Source organism: Candidatus Poriferisocius sp. (genome assembly GCF_965208475.1).
GTDB lineage: Bacteria > Actinomycetota > Acidimicrobiia > Acidimicrobiales > Bin134 > Poriferisocius.
In genome coordinates, this window is record NZ_OZ242338.1 from 1,106,595 (window position 1) to 1,122,636 (window position 16,042).

Sequence of the window (16,042 nt, forward strand, 5' to 3'; positions counted from 1 at the left end):
CTAAGAGTCGCTCCCGGCGGTCGGTGCCTCGAAAACATCGATCTGCACCGGCACGGTGAACCGGCTGGAGCGGGTCCGCATCTTCACGTAGCCGGGTTCGTTGACAGCGATGATGCCGTCCGTAAAGTCGGCAAAGTCGTTGAACTTTGCAATCTGGCGGGTCTCGTCGGTGTTGTTGAGGTGGGTTATGAACCAGTTCTCGGTGTTCTTAAGGATGTTCGCGTGCACCGATGACGGCTCCTGGGTCGAGTACACGATGCCGATGTTGAACTTCGCCCCCTCTTTGGCAGACCTCACCCAAATGCTAGACATGTCGTTGCTGTCACGCGGCAGCAGGGTGTGGGCCTCCTCGACATAGACGATCACAGCCGGGGGTTTGGAGAGCTCCCCTGTGTCTCCCACCGGCTCCGGTTGGATGAATGCACGTTGCTGGGCGCGGAATATGGCCTGCATCACATCGCGAGCGGCTGTCTCGTTCATCTTCGGGTCGCCGGTGGACTGGTCCACGATCACCAGCCGGCCAGCTTGGAGATGCTCCACAATCTCGTCTGTGTAGTTCGACCCCGCCTCCGGGTCGTGCCAGTCGCGTGCTGACCTCAATACGTTCAGGCCGCGGGTATTGGAGAAGATCTGGAGGAGCTCCAACAGCCGGCTGTCGGACCACTTCTTTCCGCGTCTGCGTTCCTGGTCACTGTCGAAATCCTTGAACTCTTTCGTGTCCACAAAATCCGAGAACGCCGCCGCAAAATCCGCTGCCCTCGACCAAGTGTTCAGCGACACCCCGGACTGATCAATAAAATGGCTCATAGCGTCGCTTTGTCCCATGGCCTCTCTAAGATCCTTGTTGAAGAGTCGTGTTGTGTCCGGGATATAGCTCGGAGATCCGTAGCCGGCAGCGGCGAGAATCGCGCGATAAACGAGCAAAGCCCTGCGGTACCTGGTCCAGTCGCTGCGGTCGGCGGGGTTCGTCGGCGGCACCATGTCCTGGCTCACGAAGGGCTTGATGTATCCGGCGGTCTCGCCTGACAGATAGTCGTCGAGTATCTGTTTGCCTTGGGTCAGGCTGCTCAGAGAGTCGCTGGCGTCGTAGCCGTCTGGGGGATGGACAGGTTCAGAGTCCCCGTAGAAGTTAAACTTGGTGATGTTCCGGTTCGGGTCGTGCGGATGGGGGTGGAGCCCGTAGGTAACCACGTCGTCGGAATCTGCCCACTCGTGGTTGCCCATATTGCGCAGGCATCCCTGGTCTTGGGGATTGGCGTTGGCGTACTCGCCGTCAGGGTCGAAGATGATCTGTCCGACCCGGGTGCCGTCCTCAGGCCGTCGCATCTCGAAAACGGCCCGGGCGACAATCTTGACGGTATTCGACTTGCCGGTGCGGGTCATCCCAAAGAGAGCCGTGCGTTGAGCAACGAAGTCCTCGGCAGCGATGTTCACCGCGGCTGCGTCGGCGGGCGTCGCAGTGGCATAGCGGACATGACCAATCTTGGTGGTCTGGCCTCCGTTGTCGTCCCGGCTGGCGCTGTTGACGATCTGCTCCAAGTCATCGCCGGTGGGCTTGTACACCTTCAGGCCCCGCCCGCTGTAGAAGTTGTCCACATCGCTGCTGAACCGCCACGGGGCATCTGTGTCCTCCGGAGGCTGGTACGTCCCGAGAATCCGGCACCGGACCCCGGAATACCTCATCAGGTTCAAGGTGAACAGGTCCGTCACCTCGTTGTCGTCCCAGTTCCCGGTGCTGTCCGCTACCCGCTGGGCCGCGTCAAAGCGAGCCTGCCGCATCGACATGTCATTTGGCAGCGGAGTGCTCGACACCACCCGCAGAAGCAGGCGGGGCGCTCTGGGGTCGGGGCGGTCGTCGGTACCCAATCTGACCGCGACGAGCAGGCACCCCTGCTGCACGCCATCGACGGTCTGCTTGGCGCTGTCGTGCAGCAAGAAATCGGCTGTTGTGTAGTCAATCTGGATCACATCACCGATCAAGCGCTTTGGATCAACAAACGTCTGCTTCTGCTGGTCGTGGTCAGCGACGATCTCAGTGAGTGCGTCACTAAGCCCGCCGGGGCTGCCAACTTCGTTCACATGTACCTCTCTGTTCGGAACCGTCACAGCATAGTTAGGCCGCCGCTAGATGAATGGTTCGAGGGGGTTAGTGGTCGAAGGCGATGAGCGAGCGGGTTGGGAGTGGTTGTCGCCGTTGAGCCAGGTGGCGGTGGTCAGAGCGAGCCGTCGAGTGAATACGTTCGCGGCGACGCCTGTCGTGGTGCGTCCGCAGTGGCATTTGAGGCTGAGCAGGGCTTTGAGGGTCTGGCACAACCGCGTCGTCGCCCGCAAGCTTCCTCAGCCGACCCGACACGCACAGTCAACGCTGGCGTCACCGGAGCCCCTAGCACTCAGCGGCCAAACCGCCACAGGCTGTAGTCGATGGTCGAGTTTGCCAGTCATTGGAATATGAACTATATTGATAATAGCTGAAATATGCTTGAAAGGTGTTCAACGAGGTGCAGATCAGGTTCGCGGATGACGAGTTGCTACGTCTCTACTTTGACGAGGGCTACTACCCCAAGCGGATGGATCGTGCCCTTGCGAAGGCATACCGAAAGAAGGTCGCCATACTGGAGGCAGCTGAGAACGAACTGGCCCTGCGGCAGTTGCGGTCACTCAACTTCAAAAAGCTCAAAGGCAAGCGTGCGGGCCAGCGCTCAATCCGTGTCAACGATCAGTGGCGACTCATCTTCACATTCCTCGATGAGGAAAGCAGTAGGATTGCTCTCCTGATCGAAATCGTGGACTACCACCGATGAGAGAGGAGCCCAATATGGGCAGAGCCGAACCGAGCTTCACTCCAGGGGAGGTCCTGAACGACGAGTTGGAGGCGCGCGGCTGGAGCACGGCCAGATTCGCTGAGACCCTGGGGAGAACTGTTGAGGCGACCTCGGCGATACTCGAAGATCGGACAGAGATCACCGCTGAGATTGCCGACGAGATCGGGCAGGCACTCGGAACCGGGCCCGAACTATGGCTGAACCTACAGGACATCTACCGCAACCGATACACCGACACGGACCACCAGCCGCTGCCGGCTTAGGCAGGCCGCCGAGAGGCAGCGATGCGCTCCAGCAAGGCTGAGGCTGGTTCGTCGTTGGGGTTTTGGGATACGAGTCGACCGGAGAAGGCTTCCCGCAAGATTGATCGGCGTAGAGCTTCGATCTTGGGGTTTGATACCAGTACCGATTCGACCGCATCAAGGCGGGAGAAGTGTTCTTCGATGGCAGCGACAATCCGTTCTTGCTCGCCAATTGGGGCAACAGCAACGGGCGTCGCTTCCAAATCAGGCCTTCGAAGGCTCGGGATGGTGGTGGATGAGTCCTTCTGAACTAGATCACGGCTCCCAAGTTGCCAAGCAAGGAATTCGGGCGATATCTCCCGAGGGGGCCGAAGGAAATATGTGGTGTCGATAGGCCAAGATGGGCCATTCGTCAACCACACACTCCCAGCGTTTCCCTTGCGACCAATGACAATCACAGGCTCTTCGACCAAAGCACAGTCATGATGTCCCACTAACCCAGCAGAGCCGTAGACATCCGCCGACCCGGTTTCGATTCGTAGCTTCTTTGAAAGGCCCTTTCCATACTCCACGCTGCACAAGTCTCCAACGCTCACTGATTCCCACCCCGACGACAGATCCCTTGTCATGCGGCTAGCGCTTCAGTCAGGTCGTCCAGCAGCGAACTCAGATCATTTCCGAAGAGTTGGCGGGCCTTGCCCAGTCCGCCGCGGTCGCTGAAGGGTGGGGACTGGAGGTCGGCGGGGGTGATGCTGAGGCTGGAGGCGATGCGGCCTTTGATGAGGTCGAGATAGGCAAGTTGGTCGTCGGTGAAATCAGTGCCGGTGGCGAACTGTTGAGTTAGCCAGATACGGAAGCGTTCGTTTACGAGGTCGGGGTAGGCCACCAACTCGTCGGTGTTGCCGAGGGCGTAGCGGACAAGGCTTACCAGGTCGGTGGCTACTCGGTGGCCGGAGGCTCGGACTTTGGATTTGTCGAGGGTTTCATAGGCTTGCCAGAGGATGTCGGGGGTCCAGCGGTGGGGTGGGCGGCCGATGGCGTTGACCAACTCCTTGATGTCGTCGTAGGTGAGGCCGCGGCCGTGGGGCTGGTGGTAGAGCACCTCTAATGCGGTGATCTCGTCTCGGTGGTCTTCGACGAACTGTCTCCACGACTCGACTTGGCCGCGGGCTCGGTCGGCGGCGTCGATGGAGAACTCTCCGGAGATCACCCGGTCACGAGAGGCTTTGTCGATGACCTGTTCGTAGCTGCGGCGGATGTCCGCCAGCTTCTGGCGTAGCTCTGGGTTGCCAGCCAGGGGTTGGATCGCCTCGGCAATGAGCCGCTGGGTAGTCGCCGCCAATTGCTCTGGGGTGGGGTCGTCGGTGCCCGTCTCGGCTGCGGCGGCTTCGTGCTGGCGGTCGGGGTCGAGGGCGTCGGTGATGTGACGGACTAGCTCGCTCAGCTCCACTCCGGCAACCGACCCCACTTCGGCTCGGTCTTCTGCGGTGATTCGGCGGTTGAGGCGGGCCAGGCGTGACGCCACCGACGACACCACATCGGGATCTTTGGAGCCGAGGCCGATTTGGTTGAGGAGCTTGTCGAAGCTCACGTGGCGCTGGCGCTCCAGCGGGACGGTGTCGTGAAGGTCGGCCTCGGTTACGCCCACTGCATCGACGATCACGAAGCGGTCTTTGGCCTGGGCGTCGGGGGTGACGGTGCGGAGTTGATCGCTGTCGATCACCCGCACGCCTCGGCCCTTCATCTGCTCGAAGAAGTTGCGGCTTCGCACCATGCGCATGAACACCACGCATTCGATGGGCTTCACGTCGGTGCCGGTGGCGATCATGTCCACGGTGACCGCGATGCGGGTGGGATAGTCGGTGCGGAACTTCTGGAGGAGTTGCTCGGCGCTCTCGCCCGACTCGCCGGAGCGGTAGGTGATCTTCACCGCACCCTGGTTGCCGAGGCCGAACTCCTCCCGCACGATCTGCACGATGTCGTCGGCGTGGCTGTCGTCTTTGGCGAAGATCAGAGTCTTGGGGATGTTGACCAGAAAGCCGTCGTCGTCTTGCTCCCGGTCTTCGAACATCTCGGGCAGCGAATCGCGAAAAGTGCGAACGATCGTGCGGATCTGATCGGGGGCCACCACCCGGCGGTCTAGTTCGGCGGGGTCGTAGGCGATGTCGGCGTCAGCCTGTTCGAGGCGGATGCTGCGGGTTTCCCGGTCGCGGAACTCGGTCACGAAGCCCGAGGGGACGGTGCCGCCACCCTCGGTGATCTCGGTGCGGATGCGGAATATGTCGAAGTCCACGTTCACCCGGTCGGCCACTGCTTGGGCGTGGCCGTACTCCATCACCAGGTTCTGGTCGAAGAAGGCGAACGTCTGGATGCCGGGCGTGGCGGTGAGGCCCACCAGGAAGGCGTCGAAGTACTCCAGCACCTGGCGCCACACGCCGTAGATCGAGCGGTGGCACTCGTCGATGATGATCAGGTCGTACGATTCGATCGGCACTCTGGGGTTGTAGGCAACCTCAATCGGCTGTTCGGGAGCGGTGTCGAAGCCGGTCCGCTCGTCGAGATCGTCGTCGAGCTCCTCTCCCCGCAGGATGGAGTAGAGGCGTTGGATGGTGCTGACGTGGACTTTGGCGGCGACCTCGTTGGCCATGTCGAGCTCAGAGGAGGCGAGGCGGCGGACACTGTACAGCTCGGTGAACTTGCGGCGGTCGCCGGGCACCTCGAAGCCTTCGAACTCTCTCACCGCCTGGCGGCCCAGGTTGGCCCGGTCGACCAGGAAGAGGATGCGGTTGGCTCGGGCGTGGCGCAGCAGTCGGTAGCCGGCATTGACGGCGGTGAACGTCTTGCCCGACCCGGTGGCCATTTGTATCAGCGCCCGAGGGCGGTTGGCCTTGAATGACTCCTCCAGGTTGCGGATCGCCTCGCCCTGCGCTGGCCACAGCCCCGATGGTCCTGCACCTAAGTCGGGCAGCCCGCTGAAGCCGGAGCGCAGGGTGGCGACGCCGCCGAACTCGCTGTAGTTGCTTCGCCAGCGGGCAAGCGTCTCGGGGCGGTGGAAGGCGAACACTCGCCGGGAGGTGGGCTTTGGGTCGAGCCCGCTGGTGAAGCGAGTCTCGGTGCCGGTGGCCTCGTAGCCGTACGGCAACGCGCCATCGACCAGGAAGGCCGGCAATTCGCCGGGATAGGCGGCCTGGTACTTGCGGGTCTGGGGCTCCACGCCAGTCAGCGTGGTGCCCTCTTTCTTGGCCTCGATTACGCCCACCGCTTGTGAGTCGACGTACAGCACGTAGTCGGCCGGTCCAGCCTCAGTGGGCACCTCCCTCACCGCCACTCCCCTGGCGGTGGCCACCGCAGCGTGCTGGTAGTCCTGCACCACCCAGCCACACTCTGCCAATTGGTCGTCTATCGCCATCCGGGCACGAGCCTCAGGGTTGAGATAGTCCGAGGGTGCGTTCATCTGCTTGTGCTCTGAGGCGTTGATGGAGGGTTGTGTCGGACATGAGTGGTCACGCTGCCCGGCAAGTGTAGGCGGTTCAGGAATAACTGTCACAGGTGGTGGATATTGTCCTTGACATGGTTGATACGGCTGTGACCAGCACATTCGTGGTCACTTTGCAGGTGCCCAAGTCGAGCCCAGAAGACTTGGAATGAAGGTTGAGGCGTGAATTGGAGGTTCTTCAGACCGATGTGTTCGAACGATGGTTCAACAACCTGCGAGATCGCAATGCCCGTGCCCGCGTACTGGCCCGCATCCGTAGGCTCCAGCTGGGCAACCCCGGCGATTTCAGGCCCGTGGGAAAAGGCGTCTCGGAGATGCGCATCGATCATGGCCCCGGCTACCGGGTGTACTTCGTCCGCCGCCAGCAATCAGTGGTGCTATTGGTCGGAGGCAACAAGAACAGCCAGAACCGTGACATCGACAAAGCGACTAAAATGGCTCAACGCCTATAGCCGATAGGAGGACTTGCGTGGGCACAATCAGGACGCGAGTTTGGGAGGCAACTGACCACCTGAACACTGAAGCAGACGTCATTGCCTACTTGGATGCCGTCCTTGCTGAGAATGACCCTGAGCTGACGGTTGCCGCGCTTCACGACGTCGTTCGCGCCTTGGGCAAGCCGTCGATGGCCGCGGGGTTGGGATTCACAGCGCAAGGGGCAGCAGCCAACAACAACCCCGATCTTGGATCCGTTCTCATGGTCCTAGAGCAACTGGGACTCCGCTTCAGTGTCTCTCCCGCCTCCACTAGCTGAGAGCCAGCCGCCGCCATGCTGACTTCAGGAGTTGACCACGTTGCCACTATTACCAGTGACTCAGCCCGGTTCCGGTAGAGACTGGCCGAACCCCCCCGTTTGGAACTGTCTGTTAGGTGGCTCGCCGACGGCGCACTGTCACGAGTGCTGCGGCCACCGCAGCTGCCACAGCCACTCCCACTCCGACGAAGATTCCTGTGTTGCCCCCTCCGCCGCCATTGCCGCCGGAACTGGCTGCCGCGGCGATGGTCTCGGTTGGCGCGGCCGTAGGGGCTCGAGTCGCAGTCGGGGTTGGCGCGGCCGTCGAGACCGGGGTCGGAATCGGAGTCGGGGCGGCCGTTGGCGCTGGGGTTAGGGCCGCGGTCGGTGCCGGGGTTGGGGCGGCGGTTGGGACCGCCGTCGGGGTTGGCTCGGGCTCGTCGGGCACGATGCCTCGGAAGGGCCCGGTCACCTCGTAGGTGATGCCGGTAAAGTTGCCCTTGATTTCAGATTCGGGGAGGACGTCCTCCGCGTTGTTGAGGGCTGGACCGCGCTGGCTGGAGAAATAGAGGCGGTCGCGCCGGGGGTTGAATACCGGTCCGGTGATCTCTGACCCGTCCTGGTCTACCACGCGCAGGAACGGGGCCACCTCGCCCTCGGGAGAGATGATGACTACCTCCATGTTCCCGCCGTCCTCAGCCACGTACACGTCGCCGCTGCCTGCATCCACGGTGAGGTTGTCGACTCCAGAGAGGATTGCGGTGCCGTCGGACACCATTGCCGGGTCGGCCTCGTAGATCCGGCTGTAAGTCTGGTCGGCGGTGTTGATCGCATGAATGATGTTGTCGAACTTGGTCGACCAGAACACGACATCGTTGTGATACCAGATGCCCTCGCCGCCCAAGAACGCCGTCGCCTCCCCTGCCAGCTGTTGGCGAGTAAGCGTTTCGGTTGCCGAGGGGTCAGGAACTTCGATCCAGCTGACCGTCCCGTCTTCGGCAACGGAGGCAGCCTCGAGCAGGCCCTCGCTCAAATCGGGGTAGCTGGACGGCGTAAACCGGTAGAGGAGCCCGTCGAACTGGTCTTCTGTCATGTACACCTGCTGGCGGTCGGGATCGACCGCAGCCGCCTCATGGGTGAACACTCCCATAGCCGGACGAGACACCGATGGAGTAGCGCCCGTCGGGTCGCACTCCCAAATCACCCCGTAGCCGCTGAAGTCTTCCTCGCCCGACAAGAAGCTGCCCCATGGGGTCGGTCCGCCGCCGCAATTGGCGTTGCTGCCCTCCAGGAGTCGGTAGGCGTCAAGGATCTCACCGTCGGGGCCGTAGTGAATGGCCGAGACGCCGGCAAACCCCGCTCGGAACACCTCGCTGTTGACCGTGTGGTACCAGCCACCCTCACCGTCGTCGAAAACCGCCGCCCCATCGGGGTAGACAAGCCACCGGTAGTCGGTGTTGCCTACCGGCTCGCCGGCAATCGCCACCACACGGGAGGTGAAGCCCGGGGGCATGATGATGCCGTTCCCGTCAGGCTCGATGCCGTCGAGAGCCCCATAAGGCCCGGGGCCAGCCTGGGCACCCACCGCGCTGCCCACCAATGGCCCAACGACAGTGCCGCCGGCGGCGACAACGGTGCCGCGCAGGAAGCTGCGACGATCCATGGAGTCACCCTAGCCCCATGACGTGTGGCGCGCTCTTGGACGCATACGGGCGAATACAGCAGCGGCCAGAATCGCTATCGGATGCCCAGCACGGGGCGGAGGAACTTGCCGGTGTAGCTGTGATCGGAGCGGGCTACCAGATCGGGGGGACCCTCGGCGACCACAGTGCCGCCGTTGTCGCCGCCTTCGGGGCCGAGGTCGACGATCCAGTCGGCGGTCTTGATCACGTCGAGGTTGTGCTCGATCACCAGAACGGTGTTGCCCTGGTCGACCAGGCGGCTGAGCACGGCCAGCAGCTTGCGGACATCGTCGAAGTGCAGGCCGGTGGTGGGCTCGTCGAGTATGTAGATGGTGTGGCCGGTGGGGCGCTTGGCCAACTCGGAGGCCAGCTTCACCCGCTGGGCCTCTCCGCCCGACAAGGTGGGGGCGGGTTGGCCGAGGCGGATGTAGCCCAGGCCCACGTCCACCAGGGTCTGCATGTGGCGGGCGATGGCCGGCTGGTTGCCGAAGAACTCCAGGGCATCCGCGCACGACATGTCGAGCACCTCGGAAATGGTGCGGCCCTTGAACTCGATGTCGAGGGTGTCGCGGTTGTAGCGCGCCCCCTTGCACACCTCGCAGGGCACGTACACGTCGGGCAGGAAGTGCATCTCTATCTTGATGGTGCCGTCGCCCGAGCAGGCCTCGCAGCGGCCGCCCTTGACGTTGAAGGAGAACCGGCCGGGCATGTAGCCTCGCACCCGGGACTCCGGGGTCTGGGCGAACAGCTTGCGGATGTGGTCGAACACGCTGGTGTAGGTGGCCGGATTCGACCGGGGGGTGCGCCCGATGGGCTGCTGGTCGATGTTGATCACCTTGTCGAGGGCCTCGGTGCCGTCGATCCCCTTGTGCAGGCCGGGCGGGATCTTCGACTTGTAGATGCGCTGCATCAGCGACCGGTACAAGATGTCGTTCACCAGGGTGGACTTGCCCGAACCCGACACCCCGGTGACGGTCACGAAGCAGCCCAGCGGGATGTCGATGTCGATGTCGGCGAGGTTGTTCTCCCGGGCGCCCCGGATGGTGAGCCAGTCGTCGCCAGGATGGCGGCGGTGCTGAGGCACCGGTATCGACTTGCGGCCCGACAGGTACTGGCCGGTGAGCGACTGCTTGTTGTCCAGCAGGCCGGCCACCGTCCCGGAGTGGACTACGGTGCCGCCGTGCTCGCCGGCGCCGGGGCCGATGTCCACCACGTAGTCGGCCACCCGCACCGTCTCCTCGTCGTGCTCAACCACCAAGACGGTGTTGCCCAGGTCGCGCATCCGCTCAAGGGTGTCGATGAGGCGGCGATTGTCCCGCTGGTGCAGCCCGATGGAGGGCTCGTCGAGCACGTAGAGCACCCCCACCAGGCCGCTGCCGATCTGCGAGGCCAGTCGGATGCGCTGGGCCTCTCCCCCGCTGAGGGTGCCGGCTGAGCGACCCAGGGCCAGATACTCCAGCCCCACGTCGAGAAGGAACTTGAGCCGGGCGTTGATCTCCTTGAGCACCTGGCCGGCGATGGTCTGATCGCGCTCCGACAGTTCCAGCGAGGCCAGGGCCGCGGCCGCATCCCGAATGGAGAGGGAGCACACCTCGTCGATGGTGCGGTCGCCCACGGTCACAGCCAGCGACAGGGGGTTGAGCCGGGCGCCGTTGCACCCTGAGCAGGGCACCTCCCGCATGTACCCCTCGATCTGGGCTCGCACCGCGTCGGAGTCCGACTCGCTGTGGCGGCGCTGGAGATAGGGGATCACGCCCTCGTAGCGGGCGTTGTAGCGGCGAACCCGGCCGTAGCGGTTCTTGAAGCGGACCTCGGTGCGCTGGTTGGCGATGCCCTTCCCGAACAGCAGCAGATCATGGTGCTGGCGATCGAGACTCCCCCACGGCTGGTCCATGGGGATGTCCCGGTCCTCGGCCACCGACTCCACCAGGCGCTTGAAATACTGGTTGTGGCCCTTGGCCCACGGGGCGATGGCGCCGTCGGCCAGGCTCAGGTCGGGATCGGGGATCACCAGCCGGGGATCAACCTCGAACACCGACCCCAACCCATCGCACGACTGGCACGCCCCGTAGGGCGAGTTAAAGGAGAAGTTGCGGGGGGCCAGCTCCTCGAACGACTTGCCGTCGGAGGGCCTGGACAGGTGCTGGGAGAACGTGATGGTCTGGGGTTCCTCGTCGGAATCGGGATCCTGGGGCATGACCATCAACTCGGCCACGCCCTCGGCCAGACCCAGCGCGGTCTCCATCGACTCGGTGAGCCGGCGCTCGATACCCTCTCGCATCACCAGGCGGTCGACCACCACCGAGATGCTGTGCATCTCATAGCGGGCCAGATCCAGATCATCGATGCCGTTGTCCAGCTCGATCAGGTCGCCGTCCACGATGGCCCGGGCAAAACCGTCGGAGGCCAGCTCGGCCAAAAGCGTGTCGTAGGTGCCCTTGCGCCCTCGCACCACCGGGGCCAGCACCTGGAACCTGGCGCCCTCGTCCATCTCCATCACCCGGTCGACGATTTGCTGGGGGGTCTGGCGCACCAGGCGCTCGCCGGTCTCGGGGTCATGCGGGATGCCGATGCGGGAGAACAGCAGCCTCAGGTAGTCGTACACCTCGGTGATGGTCCCCACCGTGGAGCGGGGGTTGCGCGACGCGCTCTTCTGGTCGATGGAAATGGCCGGCGACAGGCCGTCGATGAAGTCCACGTCAGGCTTGTCCATCTGGCCCAGGAACTGGCGGGCGTAGGCCGACAGCGACTCCACGTAGCGGCGCTGGCCCTCGGCGTAGATGGTGTCGAAGGCCAGCGACGACTTGCCCGACCCGGAGATGCCGGTGAATACGATGAGCCTGTCGCGGGGTATCGTCAGATGGACGTCGCGCAGGTTGTGCTCACGCGCACCATGGATGACGATCTCGTCGGCCACGCAGTGAACTTACCGGCCCGCGCTGACGATTGAGACAGGAGAGATGGAAAGAGTCGGAGAAAAGGGACCTGATTAGCCCCATGGCCTACCCCCACGTGTTCCAGCCGCTCGACATCGGCGGCTGCACGCTGCCCAACCGGATCGTGAGGGCCGCCCACAGCACCGGGGCGGTCGGCGAAGACCTGATCGCCTACCACGAGGCCCGGGCCAAGGGGGGCGCGGCGCTCACCATCCTCCAGATCGCGGGCGTCCACCCCACCTCCCCCACCGACATCCCGGTGTACACCGACCGGGTGCTCCCGCTCTACGAGGAGATGGCGGCCCGCCTGCACGCCGCCGGAGGCAAGGTTTTCCAGCAGCTATGGCACGGTGGAGCGGCCATCGAGCAGCGCTCGCTCAGCAATTTCCAGCAGCCGCTGGCCCCGAGCCCCATCCCCAGCCCCATGGTGGGCGTGGTTCCCCAGGTGCTGACCACCACCATGATCGACGAGTTGGTGGAAGCGTTCGCGGCGGCCGCTCTGCGGTGCGAGGCGGGCGGGCTCGACGGGGTGGAGCTCCACGGCGCCCACGGCTACCTCATCGGCCAGTTCCTGTCCCCTGCCACCAACCTGCGCGACGACCACTACGGCGGCAGCCTGGAGAACCGCACTCGCTTCTTGCGGGAGATCCTGGCTGCCATCCGGGCCGAGACCAGCCCCGGCTTCCCGGTCGGCCTCCGCATCTCGGCTGACGACCAGATCGAGGGCGGGGTCTACCCTGAGGAGGCCGCCGCCATCGCCAAGCAGGTGGAGCCCGACATCGACTTTTTGGACGTGTCGCTTTCGTCGTACTGGCGCTTCCACCGGCTGCTGTCCACCCTTGACGAAGGACTGGGCTACGAGGTGCCCACCAGCGAGGTGGTGACCACGGCGGTTGAGGTGCCCGCCATCGTCACCGGACGCATCACCACGCTCGACCACGCCGAGCACCTGATCAAAAGCGGCGTGGCCGATCTGGTGTCCATCGTGCGGGGCATGATCGCCGACCCCGAGTTGGTGGCCAAGGCCCGCGACGGCCGGGAGAGCGAGATCCGTCCGTGCATCGGCACCTCGGTGGGCTGCGTGGCCCGGTTCATGGTGGCCGGCAAGATGCGCTGTGTGGTCAACACCGCGGCCGGCCAGGAGACCAGGGTGCCGTTCGAGCCCGCCGACCGGGTGGCCGTGCCCAAGCGGGTGCTGGTGGCCGGGGGCGGACCGGCCGGCTTGGAGGCGGCCCGCACCGCAGCCCTGAGGGGTCACGAGGTGGTGCTCTGCGAGATGGCCGGCGAGTTGGGCGGCCAGGTGCGGATGGCGGCGTCGGCCCCGCCCCGATCCGACCTGGGGGCCATCACCGCCTTCTTGGCCGACGAGCTCCACCGCCTGGGGGTGACCGTGCAGCTCCGCTCCCCCGTCGACCCTGATGTCGTGGCCGACGAGGGGCCCGATGAGCTGATCATCGCCACCGGCACCACCCCCCGAAGAGGCTTTCAGATCTCCGCCCCGTCGAATCCGATCCCCGGCGCCCACCTGCCCCACGTGTTCACCAGCTGGGAAGTGCTCGGCTTCGGCGGCCGGGCCTCCATTGGCCAAGAGGCCGTGGTATACGACGACACCGGCACGTTCGAGGCCATCTCAGTGTGCGACGCCCTGATGGCCGCCGGCGCCGAGGTCACCCTCCTCAGCCGCCACGAGCAACTAGGAGCGGCGATTCTTTATCCGCCCGCCACCGTGGAGGCCAGCCGGGAGCGGCTGTTCAGCGGACGGTTCTCATTCACCCCCGCAGTGGCTCTGCGGGAGATCACCCCGGAGGCCGTGATGACCCGCGACCTGGGCACCTACAACGAGCGGGGCTTCGATGCCGACACCGTGGTGATCGTGAGCTACCACGACTGCAACAACGAGCTGGCCGACTACTTGCGCGCCGAGATGTCTGATCGATCCGATGCCCCAAAGTTCACCATGCACCTAGTGGGCGACGTGAACGGCACCAACAGCATCATGGCCGCCATCCACGCCGGCGCCCGGGTCGGCCGGGAGATCTGAGAAATGACCAGAGTCTTCAACAACTAATGAGGTCGGTAGCATCAGTTCGGTGAGCAGCTTGGGGGACTCGGCCTTTCGGATGGTGTCGTCGTTCGAGCCCGCTGGAGATCAACCTAAGGCGATTGCGGCGCTTTCTGAGGGATTGAGGCGGGGCGACCGTTTCCAGACCCTGCTGGGCATCACCGGGTCGGGCAAGAGCGCCACGATGGCCTGGACCATTGAGCAGGTGCAGCGGCCCACGCTGGTGCTGGCCCCCAACAAGTCGCTGGCGGCCCAGTTGGCCAACGAGATGCGGGAGTTCTTTCCCGACAATCGGGTGGAATACTTCGTGTCGTACTACGACTACTACCAGCCCGAGGCCTACATGCCGACCTCCGACACCTACATCGAGAAGGACTCGTCGGTGAACGACGAGATCGACCGGCTCCGCCACTCCACCACCGAGGCCCTTCTCACCCGCCGCGACGTGATCGTGGTGGCGTCGGTGTCGTGCATCTACGGGCTGGGTGCGCCCGAGGAGTACCAAAACCTCCTGTGCATCTCCCGAGTGGGCCAGAGCTACGACCAGCGGGACCTGCTTCGTCGGCTGGTGGACATGCAATATGAGCGCAACGACGCCAACCTGGTGCGGGGCCGGTTCCGGGTGCGGGGCGACGTCATCGAGGTCCACCCGGCCTACGAGGAATATGTGGTGCGCATCCAACTCTTCGGCGACGAGGTGGAGCAGATCACCACCGTGGACCCAGTGACCGGCGAGCGGCTCGACACCCTGAGCGAAGTGGTCGTGTTCCCCGCCACCCACTATGTGGCCGGCGAGGAGCGGATGCAGCGGGCTATCACGGGTATCGAAGCCGAACTCCAGGAGCGGCTGGCCTACTTCGACAAGGAGGGGAAGCTGCTGGAGGCCCAGCGGCTGCGGATGCGAACCACCTATGACCTGGAGATGATGCAGGAGATCGGTTTCTGCAACGGCATCGAGAACTACTCCCGCCACATAGACGGCCGGGCCCCGGGAGAGCGGCCCTTCACGCTCTTGGACTACTTCCCCGACGACTTCATCACCGTGATCGACGAGTCGCATGTGGCCGTGCCCCAGCTTCACGGCCAATTCGAGGGCGACCGGAGCCGCAAGCTGACCCTAGTGGAGCACGGTTTCCGGCTCCCCTCGGCGGCCGACAACCGGCCGCTGCGGTTCGAGGAGGTCATGGAGCGGGTGGGCCAGGTGGTGTTCTTGTCGGCCACGCCCAGCGACTACGAGCTCAACGTCTCCGATCAGGTGGTCGAGCAGATCGTGCGCCCCACCGGGCTGGTGGACCCCGAAGTCCAGGTGCGCCCCACCAAGGGTCAGATCGACGACTTGATGAAGCTCATCGAGGGCCGCATCGATCAGGAGCAGCGGGTGCTGGTCACCACCCTGACCAAGAAGATGGCCGAGGATCTCACCGAGTACCTGCTGGAGCTGGGGGTGAGGGTCCGCTACCTGCACAGCGAGGTGGACACCATCGAGCGGATCGAGATCCTTCGCGACCTGAGGCTGGGTGAATTCGACGTGCTGGTGGGCATCAACCTGCTGCGAGAGGGCCTCGACCTTCCCGAGGTGTCGCTGGTGGCCATCTTGGATGCCGACAAGGAGGGGTTCCTGCGCAGCGAGACCTCGCTGATCCAAACCATCGGCCGGGCGGCCCGCAACGTGGACGGCCAAGTGACCATGTACGCCGACATGGTGACCGACTCCATGAGGAGGGCCATCTCGGAGACCCATCGGCGGCGGGGGTTGCAGCAGGCCTTCAACGAACAGCACGGCATCAACCCCCAGACCATCCGCAAGGCGGTCAGCGACATCCTGGCCGAGCTGCGACCGGCCGATGACGGTGTGCCCATTCCCGGCGGTGGCCAGCGATCCCGAACGATGGACCGGTCCCGGCGCAGCGCAGAGGTGATCGACCTGGACACAGGCGGAATCGAGCGCCTCATCCACACCCTCACCGAGGAGATGAACGAGGCCGCCACCGACCTGAAGTTCGAGTACGCCGCCCGCCTGCGCGACGAGATCAAGGACTTGCAGCGCGACCTGCGGGCGATGGCCTGAG

The 16,042-nt window shown here is 64.2% G+C and carries 11 protein-coding genes; 6 read left to right on the plus strand and 5 right to left on the minus strand.

From position 1 onward, the window contains the following. Positions 1-2,079 (minus strand): helicase HerA domain-containing protein, encoded by a 2,079-nt coding sequence (locus ACOGXA_RS05180; RefSeq protein WP_419926216.1) that lies wholly within the window; start codon positions 2,077-2,079, stop codon positions 1-3. 407 nt (positions 2,080-2,486) lie between these two features. Here ACOGXA_RS05180 and ACOGXA_RS05185 point away from each other — a divergent pair, with 407 nt between their 5' ends. Together ACOGXA_RS05185 and ACOGXA_RS05190 are read left to right on the plus strand one after the other, a co-directional pair. Continuing rightward, positions 2,487-2,801 (plus strand): type II toxin-antitoxin system RelE/ParE family toxin, encoded by a 315-nt coding sequence (locus ACOGXA_RS05185; RefSeq protein WP_419926217.1) that lies wholly within the window; start codon positions 2,487-2,489, stop codon positions 2,799-2,801. 14 nt (positions 2,802-2,815) lie between these two features. Beyond that, positions 2,816-3,085 (plus strand): HigA family addiction module antitoxin, encoded by a 270-nt coding sequence (locus tag ACOGXA_RS05190; protein ID WP_419926218.1) that lies wholly within the window; start codon positions 2,816-2,818, stop codon positions 3,083-3,085. Here ACOGXA_RS05190 and ACOGXA_RS05195 read toward each other — a convergent pair. Together ACOGXA_RS05195 and ACOGXA_RS05200 are read right to left on the minus strand one after the other, a co-directional pair. Further along, positions 3,082-3,693 (minus strand): restriction endonuclease subunit S, encoded by a 612-nt coding sequence (locus ACOGXA_RS05195; protein WP_419926219.1) that lies wholly within the window; start codon positions 3,691-3,693, stop codon positions 3,082-3,084. The two genes, ACOGXA_RS05190 and ACOGXA_RS05195, sit on opposite strands and share 4 nt — an antisense overlap. Continuing rightward, positions 3,690-6,518, minus strand: a complete 2,829-nt coding sequence (locus ACOGXA_RS05200; RefSeq protein ID WP_419926220.1) for a DEAD/DEAH box helicase family protein — start codon at positions 6,516-6,518, stop codon at positions 3,690-3,692. Before ACOGXA_RS05200 ends, ACOGXA_RS05195 begins: the two co-directional genes overlap by 4 nt. Positions 6,519-6,727: 209 nt before the next feature. On the opposite strand from ACOGXA_RS05200, the gene ACOGXA_RS05205 reads away from it, so the two are divergent. Both ACOGXA_RS05205 and ACOGXA_RS05210 read left to right on the plus strand, forming a co-directional pair. Continuing rightward, positions 6,728-7,012, plus strand: a complete 285-nt coding sequence (locus ACOGXA_RS05205; protein ID WP_419926221.1) for a type II toxin-antitoxin system RelE/ParE family toxin — start codon at positions 6,728-6,730, stop codon at positions 7,010-7,012. Between the two features lie 17 nt (positions 7,013-7,029). Then, the gene (locus ACOGXA_RS05210; protein ID WP_419926222.1) at positions 7,030-7,314 is read left to right on the plus strand and encodes a DNA-binding protein; all 285 of its coding nucleotides are present in this window, start codon (positions 7,030-7,032) and stop codon (positions 7,312-7,314) included. A 112-nt stretch (positions 7,315-7,426) separates the two neighbouring features. Here the strand turns inward: ACOGXA_RS05210 and ACOGXA_RS05215 are convergent, their stop codons facing one another. Together ACOGXA_RS05215 and uvrA are read right to left on the minus strand one after the other, a co-directional pair. Beyond that, a complete protein-coding gene (locus tag ACOGXA_RS05215) occupies positions 7,427-8,956 on the minus strand; it encodes an alkaline phosphatase PhoX (protein ID WP_419926223.1) in 1,530 nt (509 codons plus the stop codon). 74 nt (positions 8,957-9,030) lie between these two features. Next, positions 9,031-11,892 (minus strand): excinuclease ABC subunit UvrA, encoded by a 2,862-nt coding sequence (gene uvrA / locus ACOGXA_RS05220; protein WP_419926224.1) that lies wholly within the window; start codon positions 11,890-11,892, stop codon positions 9,031-9,033. Positions 11,893-11,972: 80 nt separating this feature from the next. Between uvrA and ACOGXA_RS05225 the strand changes: the two genes are divergently transcribed. Then, positions 11,973-13,952, plus strand: coding sequence for an FAD-dependent oxidoreductase (locus ACOGXA_RS05225; protein WP_419926225.1), 1,980 nt, complete (start codon positions 11,973-11,975; stop codon positions 13,950-13,952). Positions 13,953-14,031: 79 nt separating this feature from the next. After that, the gene (gene uvrB, locus ACOGXA_RS05230) at positions 14,032-16,041 is read left to right on the plus strand and encodes an excinuclease ABC subunit UvrB (protein WP_419927046.1); all 2,010 of its coding nucleotides are present in this window, start codon (positions 14,032-14,034) and stop codon (positions 16,039-16,041) included. The last annotated feature ends 1 nt before the right edge of the window (position 16,042 follow it).

Bases quoted from the DNA above. Each gene is read 5' to 3' on its own strand.
- ACOGXA_RS05190 (WP_419926218.1), top strand. From the start codon at position 2,816: ATGGGCAGAGCCGAACCGAGCTTCACTCCAGGGGAGGTCCTGAACGAC.
- ACOGXA_RS05195 (WP_419926219.1), bottom strand. From the start codon at position 3,693: ATGACAAGGGATCTGTCGTCGGGGTGGGAATCAGTGAGCGTTGGAGAC.
- ACOGXA_RS05200 (WP_419926220.1), bottom strand. From the start codon at position 6,518: ATGAACGCACCCTCGGACTATCTCAACCCTGAGGCTCGTGCCCGGATG.
- ACOGXA_RS05215 (WP_419926223.1), bottom strand. From the start codon at position 8,956: ATGGATCGTCGCAGCTTCCTGCGCGGCACCGTTGTCGCCGCCGGCGGC.
- ACOGXA_RS05225 (WP_419926225.1), top strand. From the start codon at position 11,973: ATGGCCTACCCCCACGTGTTCCAGCCGCTCGACATCGGCGGCTGCACG.
- uvrB (WP_419927046.1), top strand. From the start codon at position 14,032: ATGGTGTCGTCGTTCGAGCCCGCTGGAGATCAACCTAAGGCGATTGCG.